The sequence below is a fragment of the Pseudarthrobacter sp. genome, assembly GCF_036675385.1.
Classification (GTDB): domain Bacteria; phylum Actinomycetota; class Actinomycetes; order Actinomycetales; family Micrococcaceae; genus Arthrobacter.
The window spans coordinates 20,230-34,109 of the sequence record NZ_JAKFFD010000103.1 but is presented as its reverse complement, the minus strand read 5'-3'; the positions used below and the strand labels follow the sequence as shown (position 1 = coordinate 34,109).

At 65.4% G+C, this 13,880-nt stretch carries 13 protein-coding genes; 2 read left to right on the top strand and 11 right to left on the bottom strand.

Annotated features, from left to right (window positions below):
- Positions 1–32 precede the first annotated feature (32 nt).
- The 9 genes from V6M49_RS08215 to V6M49_RS08175 all read right to left on the bottom strand — a co-directional run bounded on the left by V6M49_RS08215 (position 33) and on the right by V6M49_RS08175 (position 10,518).
- Complete coding sequence (locus V6M49_RS08215; RefSeq protein ID WP_332760818.1) at positions 33–1,502, bottom strand: sugar porter family MFS transporter; 1,470 nt, start codon at positions 1,500–1,502, stop codon at positions 33–35.
- Positions 1,503–1,534: 32 nt separating this feature from the next.
- Entirely contained in the window at positions 1,535–2,407 is an 873-nt protein-coding gene (locus tag V6M49_RS08210) for a sugar phosphate isomerase/epimerase family protein (protein ID WP_056346707.1), read from the bottom strand.
- Between the two features lie 50 nt (positions 2,408–2,457).
- Positions 2,458–3,471: a Gfo/Idh/MocA family protein gene (locus V6M49_RS08205; RefSeq protein WP_141139590.1), complete on the bottom strand. Its 1,014-nt coding sequence runs from the start codon at positions 3,469–3,471 to the stop codon at positions 2,458–2,460.
- A gap of 59 nt (positions 3,472–3,530) precedes the next feature.
- Positions 3,531–4,442: a sugar phosphate isomerase/epimerase family protein gene (locus V6M49_RS08200; RefSeq protein WP_332760817.1), complete on the bottom strand. Its 912-nt coding sequence runs from the start codon at positions 4,440–4,442 to the stop codon at positions 3,531–3,533.
- Positions 4,443–4,452: 10 nt separating this feature from the next.
- Entirely contained in the window at positions 4,453–5,964 is a 1,512-nt protein-coding gene (locus V6M49_RS08195) for a CoA-acylating methylmalonate-semialdehyde dehydrogenase (RefSeq protein ID WP_332760816.1), read from the bottom strand.
- 44 nt (positions 5,965–6,008) lie between these two features.
- Complete coding sequence (gene iolD / locus V6M49_RS08190) at positions 6,009–7,937, bottom strand: 3D-(3,5/4)-trihydroxycyclohexane-1,2-dione acylhydrolase (decyclizing) (protein WP_332760815.1); 1,929 nt, start codon at positions 7,935–7,937, stop codon at positions 6,009–6,011.
- A gap of 35 nt (positions 7,938–7,972) precedes the next feature.
- Positions 7,973–8,896 (bottom strand): Cgl0159 family (beta/alpha)8-fold protein, encoded by a 924-nt coding sequence (locus tag V6M49_RS08185; protein ID WP_332760814.1) that lies wholly within the window; start codon positions 8,894–8,896, stop codon positions 7,973–7,975.
- Positions 8,893–9,927 carry a 5-dehydro-2-deoxygluconokinase gene (gene iolC / locus V6M49_RS08180; RefSeq protein ID WP_332760813.1) on the bottom strand — a complete coding sequence of 345 codons (1,035 nt, stop codon included), beginning with the start codon at positions 9,925–9,927 and terminating at the stop codon, positions 8,893–8,895. Before iolC ends, V6M49_RS08185 begins: the two co-directional genes overlap by 4 nt.
- A 186-nt stretch (positions 9,928–10,113) precedes the next feature.
- Positions 10,114–10,518 carry a tautomerase family protein gene (locus V6M49_RS08175; RefSeq protein WP_332760812.1) on the bottom strand — a complete coding sequence of 135 codons (405 nt, stop codon included), beginning with the start codon at positions 10,516–10,518 and terminating at the stop codon, positions 10,114–10,116.
- A gap of 170 nt (positions 10,519–10,688) precedes the next feature.
- Here V6M49_RS08175 and V6M49_RS08170 point away from each other — a divergent pair, with 170 nt between their 5' ends.
- Together V6M49_RS08170 and V6M49_RS08165 are read left to right on the top strand one after the other, a co-directional pair.
- Positions 10,689–11,048, top strand: coding sequence for an ArsR/SmtB family transcription factor (locus V6M49_RS08170; RefSeq protein ID WP_141139584.1), 360 nt, complete (start codon positions 10,689–10,691; stop codon positions 11,046–11,048).
- Complete coding sequence (locus tag V6M49_RS08165; RefSeq protein WP_141139583.1) at positions 11,045–11,527, top strand: SRPBCC family protein; 483 nt, start codon at positions 11,045–11,047, stop codon at positions 11,525–11,527. Before V6M49_RS08170 ends, V6M49_RS08165 begins: the two co-directional genes overlap by 4 nt.
- A 108-nt stretch (positions 11,528–11,635) precedes the next feature.
- Here V6M49_RS08165 and V6M49_RS08160 read toward each other — a convergent pair whose 3' ends face one another.
- On the bottom strand, positions 11,636–12,481 hold the full coding sequence (locus V6M49_RS08160) for an aldo/keto reductase (RefSeq protein ID WP_332760811.1): 846 nt from the start codon (positions 12,479–12,481) through the stop codon (positions 11,636–11,638).
- Positions 12,482–12,521: 40 nt separating this feature from the next.
- Positions 12,522–13,742 carry an MFS transporter gene (locus V6M49_RS08155; RefSeq protein WP_332760810.1) on the bottom strand — a complete coding sequence of 407 codons (1,221 nt, stop codon included), beginning with the start codon at positions 13,740–13,742 and terminating at the stop codon, positions 12,522–12,524.
- Positions 13,743–13,880 lie beyond the last annotated feature (138 nt).

Genomic DNA, 13,880 nt, shown 5'->3' with positions numbered 1-13,880 from the left:
GCGTTCTCGTGTCACCTTGGTTTTTGCGTCCCTTAGACGGACACGCCTGAGCGCTGCTTGAACAGGTGCTCGAGCTCCTCCAGGGATTTGTCCTTTGTCTCCGGAACGACGCGCTTGACCCAGACAATGGCACCCAGCTGCAGTGCCACGAAGATGAAGAACGTCGCCGAAACCCCGATCCAGGAGACCATTTGCGGGAAGAAGAACCCGATCAGGAAGTTGATCATCCACAGCACAAAGACGCAGATGCCCATCGCGATGCCGCGGACGTGCATGGGGAAGATCTCGGACATGGTCAGCCACGTGACGGTGCCGATGCAGCCCTGCATGGACGCCAGGAACGTCACCATGAACAGCAGCACAAGGTAGCCGCGCAACGTGCTCTCCGGCAGGAGCATGGAGACGAGCGCGATGGCCGTCAGGGAAGAGGCTGTCCCGCACAGTCCCACGATCAGCATGGGCTTGCGGGGCACCCGCGTCATCAGATACATGCCGACGATCACAGCCGCCACGGACGTGACGCCGTTGAGGACGTTGGCGATCAGGGCGCCCTGGTCGCCGAACCCGGACGAGGACAGGATGGACGTCCCGTAGTACATGATGGCGTTGACGCCGCTGATCTGGTTGATGATGGCCATGCCCAGGCCCACCACGAAGATCCTGCGGATCCACGGAACGGTGAGGTCCTTGAACGTGCCCATCCTGGCCTGGTAGTCCTCGCGGGCTGCCTGCCGTACCTCATCGAACTCCTCCGAGACGTCGCCGGCGGCACGGGTGGACCGCAGCACCTCAAGGACGGCCCCGAAGCGGCCGGCCGACGCCAGCCAGCGGGGGCTCTCCGGCAGGACCAGCATCCCGAACCACAGGATGACTGCCGGGAGCGTGGCGATGACCAGCATCCAGCGCCACACGTGCGTTTCCTCGGGGAAGGCGTTGCCGAGCACCGCATTGAAGGTGAAGGCCAGGAACTGGCCGGTGACGATCATCAGCTCGTTTTGCGTGACGATGCGGCCGCGTTGGGCCGCCGGGGACATTTCCGCGAGGTACACGGGGACAATTACGGAGGCGCCGCCCACGGCCAGGCCCAGCAGGGTGCGCGCCGCGATGAGCAGTTCAGTGCTTGGTGAGAGGGTGCAGGCGATGGTGGCCACAACGAAGATCAGGGCCAGTCCCATGATGGTCTTGCGCCGGCCGAAGCGGTCCGAGAGCCGGCCTGCGCTGATGGCGCCGAAGGCAGCGCCGAACAGGAGCGTGGACGTGACCAGCCCTTCGGTGAGCGGCGTCAGTCCGAGGTCACGCTGCATAAACGGCAAGGCGCCGTTGATGACGCCGGTGTCGTAGCCGAACAGGAGTCCGCCGAACGTGGAGAAGAGCGCCACCTTCCGCATGAACTTCTTCGGGTTGGCCGGTTTGGTGGGGTTGGTGGGGTTGGCCGGCGTGGCCGGGTTGTTCGGCTTGGTGCTGCCGGGCGCGTCGGACTGGACTGTGCCGGGATTCGTCATGGTTCCGTTGCTTTGGTCCGTCTTCCCCACCACTACTTGGCCTGGGCGACGTAGTTGCGCATCGTCTCCAGCTGGTAGCGGGACACGTCCTCGGCGTTGTCGTCTTCGGCGAAGACACTGGACACCATCACGGTGTTGTCCTTGTCCAGGAAGCCGATTTCCTTGAGCCCGCCGAAGAACTCGTCCCAGTTCACGTCGCCGTCGCCGATCTTCAGGTGCTGGTGCACGCGCACGGCGTTTCCGGGCGGGTTGGTGATGTAGCGCAGGCCGTGCGAGGCGTGGTGGTCCATGGTGTCCGAGACGTGGACCAGGCGGAGCCTGTCCCCGGCGGCCCGCATGATCTCCAGTGGCTTGTTGCCCATGTGGAACGAGTGCGAGGCCACGTAGACCATGCCGATGTTCGGCGAGTTGATGCCGCGGATGACGCGGATGGCGGCGAGGCCGTCTTCGACGAAGTCGTCCGGGTGCGGGTCGATCAGGACATCCAGGCCTTCACGCTCGATGATGGGCAGCAGCTCTTCCATGGAGCGGTAGAAGGCGCGCTCGGATTCTTCGGCTTTTTCGGGGCGGCCGCTGAATTCGGTGTTCATGGTGCTGACGCCCAGGTCCACGGCAATCTGGATGGCACGCTTCCAGTAGCGGACCGCTGCTTCGCGGGCATCCTCATCCGGGCCGGACCAGCGCAGCACGGGAAGCACCGATGCGATTTCGACGCCGGCATCCTTGCAGGCCTTGTTCATCTGGGCCACAAGCTCATCATCGGCTTTGGGGTGGTTGTAGAACGGGATCATGTCCGCATGCGGAGTCAGCTGCAGGTACTTGTAACCGAGATCGGCGGCCACGCGCGGAAATTCCAGCAGGCTGTGGCTGTGGTGGAACGGGGTGGGGTCCAGGGCGATTTTCATGGTCACTCCTTTGTGAATGAGTCAGTGATCTAACTGAGTGCGGGCGGGGCTTAGGTGTAGAGGTCCGGCTTGGCGTTCAGCTGGACCTTGACCTTTTCTCCCGACTTCTGGGCCTCGACGCCGGCCTCGCAGCAGGCTGCGGTGGCGTAGCCGTCCCAGGCGGTGGGGCCACCGATTTCGCCGCGGCGGGCGGCGTCCACCCAGGCCTGGACCTCGACGTCGTATGCGGCGCCGAAGCGCTCCTCGAAGCCGGGCGTGACTGCACCGCCCCAGCGGCCGGATGTACGGATGTACGGCCCGCTGTCGCCGCCGATGTTCACGATGCCGTCCTCGAACGAGGCTTGGGTGGCCACTTCGTAGCCGAACTTGGCGTTGACGTAGATCTCGACGTCTGCCAGGACACCGGATTCGGTTTCGAGCAGGACGTGCTGCGGATCGTGCTGGCCGTTCGGGGCGTTGCGGGTGGCTTTGCCCAGCCGGACCTGCACGGAGGTGATTTCCTCGCCGGTGAAGAAGCGGATGGCGTCGAACTCGTGGACCACGGAGTCGTTGATCAGCATCTCGTTGGTGAAACCGGCCGGCGTGGTGGGGTTCCGGTGCTGGTGGTGGAGCATCAGCAGCTCACCCAGTTCGCCGTCGCGGATGACGGAGCCCAACGCGGCGTATTCGGCGTCGAAGCGGCGCATGAAGCCCACCTGGATGCGCTTGTGTCCCAGGGCCGTTTCGGCCTGGACAACTTTCCAGGCACTTTCGGCGTCCGGGGTGAGCGGCTTTTCGCAGAGGATCGGGAAGCCCTTTTCGAGCGCCTTGTACAGGATTTCCTCGTGGAGGAAGCCCGGCGTGGCAATCAGCACGGCGTTGACGTCGCCGTTGTTGAGCGCCTCGTCGGCGCTGGCAAGCGCCACGGCACCGTCGATGCCTTCGATGGCGGCCTGCGCACGGGAGAGGTCGACGTCGACGACGGCGGCCACTTCGGCGCCGTGGATGCGGGTGCTGAGACGCTTGATGTGGTCCGCACCCATGCGGCCTGCGCCGATGACGGCAACGCGGAGAATGTCAGTCATTGTTCTGTCCTTAGGTATCGGGGGCCAGCTGTACGTGGTGCTAGCTGACGGTGATGCTTCTAGCTGACTGTGGTGCGGGAGCCGCAGGAGAGCAGGTAGTTGCGGGTTCGCTTGGCGATGGGCATCGGCACGTCGAAGTCCACGGGGTACATGTCCTGTTCCACGATGCCAAAGATCGGCCGGTTCAGGCCTTCCACTGCCTCGATGACGGCGCGCAGGTCGGGGAGGCCGTTGGGGGGCTCGGTCATAACGCCGGCGAGGTTGGCTGCTGCCCAGGTCATGTTTTCTTCGTTGACCTTTTTCAGGACGTCCGGGTTGATCTGCTTCAGATGCAGGTAGCCGATGCGGTCCGGATAGTTCTTGATGAGCTCCAGGCTGGACGCTCCGCAGTACTCGGCGTGGCCGGTGTCCAGGCACAGATTCAGGTATTCGGGGTCCGTCGCGGCCAGCAGTGTCTCGATGTCCTGCTGCGCACCAACGTGCGAATCGGCGTGCGAGTGGAACTGCTGCTTCAGGCCGAAGTCCTCCAGCAGGACCTTGCCCATGCGGTTGTGGCCGGCGAAGAGGTCCGCCCACTGTTCCTGTGAAAGCTCGCCGCTTTCCACCGCCTCACCGGTGACGTCATCGCGCCACATGGCCGGAATGACCACAATGTGCTCGCCGCCCATGGCTGCCGTCAGTTCGGCCACCTTGCGGGCCGGCTCCCAGGCTTCGTCGTATTGCTTGGCGCCGCGGTGGAATGCCGTGAAGACCGTCCCTGCGGTGACCTTCAGATCGCGGGCCTTGAGCTCCTCGGCCAGCCGCGTGGGATCGTTCGGCAGGTAGCCGTACGGACCCAGTTCGATCCATTTGTATCCGGATTCGGCCACTTCGTCGAGGAAGCGCTCCCAAGGAGTCTGCTGGGGGTCATCGGCGAACCACACGCCCCAGGAGTCCGGCGCCGTGCCGATGATCAATTTGTTCTCAGTCATTGACGCTTCCTTAGTTGGAGGGGAAGTTGTACGAGGCACCCGAGGCGTGGGTGGGCTCGGGCCAGCGGGACGTGACTACTTTGCCACGGGTGTAGAAGGAGACGCCTTCCGGGCCGTAGATGTGCTTGTCGCCGAACAGCGATGCCTTCCAGCCACCGAAGGAGTGGTAGGCCACCGGCACGGGCAGCGGCACGTTGATGCCGATCATGCCCACGGTCACCGAACGCTGGAACTTGCGGGCGTTCGCGCCGGAGGAGGTGAAGATGGCGGTGCCGTTGCCGTAGGGGTTGGCATTGATCAGGGCGATGCCTGCGTCCAGGTCCTCGACGCGGACCACCACGAGGACCGGTCCGAAGATTTCCTCGGTGTAGGCGGTCATTTCGGTCTTGACGTGGTCGATGACCGTGGGGCCAACCCAGAACCCTTCCTCGTGGCCGGGGACCACCAAGTCGCGGCCGTCCACCACCATCGCGGCACCGGCGGCTTCGGCCTCGGTGACGATCTTTACGATGCGTTCCTTGGATGCGGGCGTGATCACGGGGCCCATTTCGGCGTCGGGCGCTGTGCCGTTGTTGACCTTCACGGCGAGGGCGCGCTCCTCGACCTTCTTGACCAGCAGGTCCGCGGCGTCACCCACGGCGACGGCCACGGAGATGGCCATGCAGCGTTCGCCGGCGGAGCCGAAGGCGGCGGCGGCGAGGTGGTCCGCGGCGTTGTCCAGGTCGGCGTCGGGCATGATGATCGCGTGGTTCTTGGCCCCGCCCAGGGCCTGGACACGCTTGCCGTGCTTGGTGGCGGTCTCGTGGACGTACTGGGCGATCGGGGTGGATCCAACGAACGAGATGCCGTCCACGTCCGGGTGGGTCAGGAGCCCCTCCACGGTTTCCTTGTCGCCGTGCAGGACCTGGAACACGCCGTCCGGCAGGCCTGCCTGCTTCCACAGCTTGGCCAGCAGCATCGAGGCGGACGGGTCACGCTCGGAGGGCTTGAGGATGAACGTATTGCCTGCGGCGATGGCCATCGGGGCCATCCACAGCGGCACCATCACCGGGAAGTTGAACGGCGTGATCCCGGCGACCACGCCGAGCGGCTCTCGGAAGGAGAAGACGTCGATGCCGGTGGAGACCTGGTCCGAGTAATCGCCCTTGAGCAGGGTCGGGATGCCGCAGGCGAACTCGATGACCTCAAGGCCGCGGCCGATCTCGCCCTTGGCATCGGAGAGGACCTTGCCGTGCTCGGCGGTGATCAGCTCGGCCAACTCGTCCACGTGTGCGGCAACGAGTTCGCGGAACTTGAACAGCACATTGGTTCGCTTGGCCAGGGAAATGTCGCCCCAGATGTCGGCGGCGGCGCGGGCGGCCGCGACGGTGGCGTCCAGGTCCGCACGGTTGGCCAGCCGCAGCTCCGCGGAGACGGCGCCGGTGGCGGGGTTGTAGACGGGCTGCGTGCGGGTGCCAACGCCGGCGGTTTCGGCCCCGTTGATGAAGTGGTTGATGGTGGTGGTGACGGTCGTCGTTGACATGGTGTTGGACTTCCTTGGTCTGTGGGGGCTGTGTGTCTGGGAAATCAGCCGAGCAGTTTGCGCTGGCGGTTCTTGTGGTCGGTGTAGGTCTTGAAGGCCTGCTGCGTGGAGTCGAGGTCCGAGACCTGGGAGACGGGAACGTCCCACCATGACTCGGAGCTTGGAGCATCCAGCAGGGGGTCGGATTCAACGTGGATCAGGATGGGCCCGCCGCGTTCAGGAGCAGCCTTGGCGTCCCGGATGGCCTGCTCGAGTTCGGCGATGACCTTCTCCCCCGGTTCGATCCGGATCACCTTCACGCCGAGGCTTTCCGCGTTCAGGGCCAGGTCCACCGGGAGGGTTTCGCCCTCGTCGAAGCTGTGCTGTTCCTCGTTCAGCGCCCGGTACTGCGTACCGAAACGCTGCGAACCCAGGGACTCGGACAGCGAGCCGATGGAGGCGTAACCGTGGTTCTGGATCAGGACCACGATCAGCTTGATGCGTTCGGCGACGGCGGTGACCAGTTCGGTGTGCATCATCAGGTAGGAGCCGTCCCCCACCATGACCACAACGTCGCGCTGCTCGCCACCGCGCGCGGCTTCTGCGAGCGCGGCGCGCTTAACACCGAGTCCGCCCGGGATTTCGTAGCCCATGCAGGAGTACGCGTATTCCACGTGGTAGCCGAACGGGTCCCGGACACGCCACATCTTGTGCAGGTCACCGGGCAGGGAACCAGCCGCGCAGATAACGACGTCAGCCGCGTCCATGGCCCGGGACGTGGCGCCGATGATCTCGTTCTGGGCCGGCAGCGGCGTAAAGCGGGTATCGAAGGCTTCGTCCACCGTGGCGTCCCAGCGCTTCTTCTCCGCGGCGATCGTCGCTTCGAGGTCCGCTCCGATACGGTAGCCGCCCAGGGCCTGGTTCAGCTTGACCAGTGCCTTGCGGGCGTCCGCCACGATCGGCAGCGACGTGCCATGCTTGTACGCGTCGATGGCGGCGACGTTGATGTTGATGAACTTGACGTCCGGGTTCTGGAACGCGGTCCGCGAGGCCGTGGTGAAGTCCTCGTAGCGGGTGCCGATACCGATGATCAGGTCCGCCTCGGCAGCGATGGCGTTGGCCGCCGTTGTACCCGTGGAGCCGATGGCGCCGAGCGAGAACTTGTGGTCCCAGGGCAGGACGCCGACGCCGGCCTGGGTATTGCCCACCGGGATGCCGGTCAACTCAGCAAATGCGGCGAGTTCCTCGTTGGCGTAGGCGTAGAGGACGCCGCCGCCGGCGATGATCAACGGGCGTTTCGCGGCTCGGATGGCCTCGGCGGCGCGGCGGATGTCCTCGTCGTCGGCTTCGGGGCGGCGGATGCGCCATTCCCGTTCGGCCAGGAACTCCGCAGGCACGTCGAAGGCTTCGGCCTGGACATCCTGCGGCAGCGAGATGGTGACGGCACCGGTCTCGGCCGGATCCGTCAGGACCCGCAGGCCGTGGTGGAACGCCGAGAACAGCTGCTCCGGGCGGGAGACCCGGTCGAAGAACTTGGACAGCGGCCGGAAAGCGTCGTTGACGGTGATGTCGTAGGCGTAGGGCTGCTCGAGCTGCTGCAGGACCGGGTCCGCGGCGCGGGTGGCGAAGGTATCGCTGGGCAGCAGCAGCACGGGCAGGCGGTTGGTGGTGGCCAGCGCGGCGCCGGTGAGCAGGTTCGAGGATCCCGGACCGATCGAGGTGCTGATGGCAAACGTCTGGCGGCGGCGGGTGTGCCGGGCGTAGCCCACGGCCTGGTGCACCTGGGCCTGCTCGTTGCGGCCCTGGTAGTACGGCATGATGGACGGGTCCGCGGCCTGGTACTGCTTCAACGCCTGGCCGACGCCGGCGACGTTGCCGTGGCCGAAGATGCCGAACGTCCCCGGAATCAGCCGCTCCCGGTAGTCCTCAGTGTCGATGCGGTCCACCGTGTACTGCTTGGAAAGGTACTCGACGACGGCCTGGGCGACTGTCATTCTGCGTGTTGCTGTTCCTGTGCTCATTGGGATGACTACTCCGATACTTTCGCTGATGACTGCAGCACGGGCGTCTTGAGCAGCGAGGCGGCGGTGGCGACGGCGCCGGCCACATCGCCGTCGGCCGGGTACAGCAGCGTCCGGCCCACGGTGAGGCCCTGGACGCCGGGCAGGGCCAGGGCGGCCTGCCAGCTGGCGAAGACCTCGTCCTGGGTGCCTTCCGGGTCCCCGCCGAGGAGCACGGTGGGCAGCGTGGTGGCCGCCATGACGCGTTCCATCTCGGCCACCACGGGCAGCTTCATCCAGGTGTAGGCGCTCGTGGAGCCCAGGCCCTGGGCGATCGCGATGGACTTGATGACCCCGTCCGGGCTGAGGTCGTTGCGGACCTTGCCGTTCTGCCAGGTCGAGAGGAACGGTTCCACCATGGCGATCAGCTTGCGTGCGGCGAGGGAGTCGACGGCCCGCGCTGTGGCTTCCAGGGCGGAGGCGGTGTCCGGGTCGCCGAGGCAGATACGGGTCAGCATCTTGCCGCCGTCGGCCCCCAGGGCTTCCAGGGCTGCGGCCGTGTGGCCGGTGAAACGGTCATCGATTTCGTTGACGAGCCCGGCCAGGCCACCGCGGTTCATCGAGCCGAAGACCAGCTTGCCTTCGAGCGCCCCCAGCAGGAGCAGGTCGTCCATGATGTCCGGGGACGCGAGGACACCATCGACGGCGGGATTCGCCAGGGCGATCTGCAGGCGGTCCAGCAAATCGCGGCGGTCCGCCATAGCCACCGGATCGTTTCCCACGGAGAGGGCTCCGCGGGCGGGGTGGTCGGCGGCAACGATGAAGTTCTGCACACCGTACTTCAGCCCCGGATGGCGCCGGCGCGTGGCTGCCGCGCGGGCAACGGCGTCGGGGTCTTCGAGCCGGAGGGCGCTCAGGTGCTGGTAGCGGCGGGGATCGTCGTTGGCGCTCAAGACGCTGCTCCTTCGGAAACTGTGGTGTGGGATGGGCGTGAGGCGGCGGCACCGGCCAGGGCGGGTACCAGGCGGCCGCGTTCGGCCAGCAGCGAGGTGACTTCCTCCGGCGTCGGCATGGCGTCGGCGCAGGACAGGCGGGAGGCCACAATGGCGCCGGCGGCGTTGGCGTAGTCCAGGACCTGGGCCAGCGGCCAGCCGGACAGCAGTCCGTGGCAGAAGGCCCCACCGAACGAGTCGCCGGCACCGAGGCCGTTGAGGGTTTCCACCGGGACCGGCGCGGAGACAACGCGTTCGGTGCGGGTCTTAGCCATCACGCCCTCCGGCCCAAGCTTGACGACGGCGATCTCGACGCCGGCGGCCAGCAGCCGGTCGGCCTGCTCGTCAGGGGTTCCTTCGCCCACGGCGACGGCACATTCCTTGTCATTGCCGATGGCAACCGTGACGTGCGGCAGGATCTTGGCAACCTCGGTTCGGGCATCCTCTTCGGAGGCCCAGAACATGGGCCGGTAGTCCAGGTCCAGGATGGTGTACTGGCCCTCGTTCAGGCCGGTCCGCGGCCGTGCCTCGTGCGCCGCGAGGTGGGCGGAACGGCTGGGCTCCTGGCAGAGGCCGGTCACGGTGGACCAGAAGATCCCGGCTTCACGGATGGCTTCCAGGTCCAGCTCCGCGGCCTTGATCTGCAGGTCAGGCGCCGTGGGGAAACGCCCGTAGAAGTAGAGCGGAAAATCATCCGGCGGCATGATGGCGCAGAACGTCACCGCGGTGGGCCATTCCTTCACCGGCGTCACGAACGTATCGTCCACGTTGAACTTGCGCAGTTCACGGTGGAGGTATTTCCCGAAGGCGTCGTCGCCGGTGCGCGTGATCACGCCTGCATTGCGGCCATGCCGCGCCGCGGCCACGGCCACATTGGAAGGGGAACCTCCGAGGTACTTTCCGAAGGACGTGACGTCCTCCAGATCCACCCCGATGTCGTTCGGGTAGATATCGACACTGATGCGCCCGATCGTGAGCAGTTCGTGGGTCACGGTAATCGCGGACCTTTCTGGTTTGAGCTCCATACCCTGTACAGCAAGAGCTAGGGCTCGGGTTCCTGGCCGGGCCCCCGTGAGCGGGGCCACAACCACTACCTTGCCCTAGAATCATTGTCCTGTCAAAGGTTTGTACTGACATATTTACAACCTGCATAAGGCGTGGAATTGGCGCCCTCGGGATTACTTCCGGGGAACCGCCAGCTCGCCCGTGACATACTGCGCCCGCCCGAAGCCGAAGGACCAGTCGCCGGCCGCATTCTCCACGTATCCGATAAACACATCCTCGCCGGCAACATCAAGTTCCGCCAGCCGGTCGGCGATCGCCGCAAACAGCGACTGCTTGGCCGCCTGGCTCCGGCCGCTTTGGGTAAAGATCTGGATCATCACCACATCGGGGGTGCGCTCGAAGCCGAGTCCCGCATCCTGGGCGACAATCTGGCCCTGCGGATGCTCCGTGAGTATGTGGAAGTAATCGCGCTCCGGGATGGCATACTCCGCGAGGATGGCATCGTGGATGCCCCTGCTCAGGCGCTGCAACTGTTCAGCGGTGCGCCCGTGATTAACATCGATTCGTACCAGCGGCATTTTCCATCTCCCTGAAGTTTGTCCTGACATACTAACAAACTTTCAAGATGGTCCGCAAGGAAGATCCCCTACACCCCTTCCGCCCAGGCGGGGCCGGGGATATGGTTAAACAACCAGATAGTTGATCAATGAATCAGTTGATTAACTGATCGAGAAAGGCCTGCAGCACGATGAACCCCGACGACAGCACCCTGGACTCGGCCTTTATGGCCCTGGCCGACCCCGTGCGGCGGCGGATCATCGCCCGGCTCAGCCGCGGGCAGGCCACAGTCAACGAATTGGCGGAACCCTTCGCGATCACCAAACAGGCGGTCTCGAAGCACATCCAGGTCCTCGAGCAGGCAGGGCTCGTCACCCGCAGCAGGGAAGCCCAGCGCCGGCCCGTCCACCTGAATCCCGCACGGTTGGAGGCTCTCACAGCGTGGATCGACCAGTACCGGCTGGTCCGCGAAGAGCAGTTCCGCAGCCTTGACGCCGTGCTCAGATCCAATGCCGCGAACAGCGGCAACCATCCAAAGGAATCATCATGAGCAATCCGCTGAACCTCACTATTCCTGAAGGACTCCCCTTCATCGACTTCGAGCGGGAGTTCGACTTCCCGGTGGCGGACGTCTTCCGCGCTCACAAGGACCCGGACCTCATCGTCCAGTGGCTCGGCCCGCGTGGCATGAAGATGGAAATCAACCACTTCGATTTCCGCACCGGCGGCAGCTACAGCTACCTGCACACCGGGCCCGACGGCGTCGCCTACGAATTCAGCGGCGTTTATCACACCGTCCGCGAGAACGAATTCGCCATCCAGACCTTCGAATTCGGCGGCTACCCCGACGTGGTCAGCATCGAGTTCCTGACCTTCGAGGACCTCGGCAACGGCCGGTCCCGCGTCCGGGGCCACTCCGTCTATCCCACCCAGGAGGCCCGCGACGGCATGGCGCAGTCCGGCATGGAAGGCGGCATGACCGAGGGCTACGAGCGGCTCGACGAACTGCTCAGCGGCGCCAAGGTCTAGAACAGCCCTTAAACGAGTACGACGGCGGCCGGTTACCTTCCTGGAGAAGGTAACCGGCCGCCGTCGTACTCGTGGTCGAGCCCGTCGAGACCCGAGGGTGGGCTTTTCCTAGCCGTTGAACTCCGCCGGGTGCGGACCGGTGCGGCCGTCGCGCTCCAGGCCGTCGAAGACAGTGAGTTCGTCGGCCGTCAGGTCGAAGCCGAAAACGTCCAGGTTTTCCCGGATCCGTTGCGGGGTGACGGACTTGGGGATGATGATCCGGCCCTGCTGCAGGTGCCAGCGAAGAATGGCCTGCGCCGGGCTCACATCATGCCGTGCCGCGATGTCCACAACGGCCGGATCTGCCAGCACGGCACCCTGCGCGAGCGGGCTCCAGGCCTCAGTGGCGATCCCGTGGGCGGCATTGAAGTCTGCAATGTCCCGCTGTTGCAGGGCCGGGTGGAGCTCAATCTGGTTAATGGCCGGGACCGTGCCGCCCAGGTCAATGACCTTCTGCAGGTGCTCGGGGAGGAAGTTGGAGACGCCGATGGCCCGTGCCTTGCCGCTGGCCAGCAGGTGCTCCAGCGCCCGCCAGGACTCGAGGTACAGGTTGGTTGCCGGCGCCGGCCAGTGGATGAGGTAGAGGTCCAGGTAGTCCAGTCCCAGCTTGGCCAGGCTGGCCTCGAACGCGGCCAGCGTGGCGTTGTAGCCGAGGTCGGCCACCCACAGTTTGGACGTAATGAACAGCTCTTCGCGGTCGATGCCGGACTCGGCGATGGCGCCTCCGGTACCCGCCTCATTGCCGTAAATGGCGGCGGTGTCGATGCTCCGGTAGCCGGCTGCGAGGGCGTGGCTGACCGCGGCGGTGGTGTCGTCGTCGGACACCTGGAAGACGCCGAACCCCAGCTGCGGCATCCGCACGCCGTTGTTGAGGGTGATCTCCGGGATGGACGTGGTGATGGTGGTGGAAGTCATGGGTTCTCCTGTTGCAGGTTGAGGATCGGGGTTTGAAGGCTTAGTGGAGGACGGCTACAGGTTCGGCGGCCACACGTCCGCCGGGACCGGCGTTGGCGGAGGCCTGCCGGACGGCCCGCTTGGCTCCGGCGGCGGCGATGATCATCACCACGAGCCCCAGCAGGGTGATGCCGGCGCCGGCCCAGATGGGCGAGGTGTAGCCGAGTCCGGCGGTGATGGTCACTCCCCCGAGCCAGGCGCCGAGGGCGTTGCCCACGTTGAAGGCACCGATGTTGGCGCCGGACGCGAGGGTGGGGGCGCTGGAGGCGTACTTCATCACGCGCATCTGCAGTCCCGGCACGGTGGCGAATCCGAAGCCGCCCATCAGGACGATGGACGCAACGGTGAGCACCTGGTTGCCGGCGGTCAGGGCAAAACCGACGAGCACCACCACCAGCACGGAGAGCACCACCACGAGCGTGCGGTCCACATTGCGGTCCGCAGCCTTGCCGCCGATGGTGTTGCCGATAAAGAGGCCTACACCGAAGACGATCAGCAGCCACGGAACGGTGGAGGCGGCGAAGCCGGAGACCTCGGTGAGCGTGAAGGCGATATAGGTGAAGGCGCCGAACATCCCGCCATAGCCGAGGATGGTGACCAGGATGGAGAGCCACACCTGCCCGGAGCGGAAGGCGCGTAGTTCGCTGCGCAGCGTTCCGGGCGTGGTGTCGCCATGGCCGGTCTTCGGAACGAGCGCCAGGATTCCCGCCAGGGCGATGACCCCGATGACGGTGATGGCCCAGAACGTCGAGCGCCAGCCTGCGGCCTGTCCCAGCATGGTGCCGAACGGCACGCCCAGGACGTTGGCTGCGGTGAGCCCGGTGAACATGATGGCGATGGCGCCGGCCTTTTTGGTGGGGGCAACCATGTCCGCGGCCACCACGGCTCCGATCCCGAAGAAGGCACCGTGCGCCAGGGCGGCGATGATCCGGCCGACCATCATCATTCCGTAATCGGGAGCGATGGCGGAGACCAGGTTGCCGGCGATGAACAGCACCAGCAGAACAGCGAGGACGGGCTTGCGTTCGAAGCGGGTCACCGCCGCGGTCAGCACCAATGCGCCGACCACCACGGCCAGGGCATATCCGGAGATCAGCCAGCCTGCCGTGGCCTCGCTGACCTGGAAGTCGGCGGCAACCTCGGGCAGCAGGCCCATGATCACGAACTCGGTGAGTCCGATGCCGAACCCGCCGAGGGCGAGGGCTATCAGGCCAATGGGCATGGGGATGCTCCTTTGAAAACTGTACGGAATGAGATAGGACGCGTAAGCTAGTAGTTGCAGACGCGTTATTTATTGTTGCACAAGCAGATACGCCGCGCAAGCAACTATTATCGATTGTGCTCCGCCTTACGCCGCCAG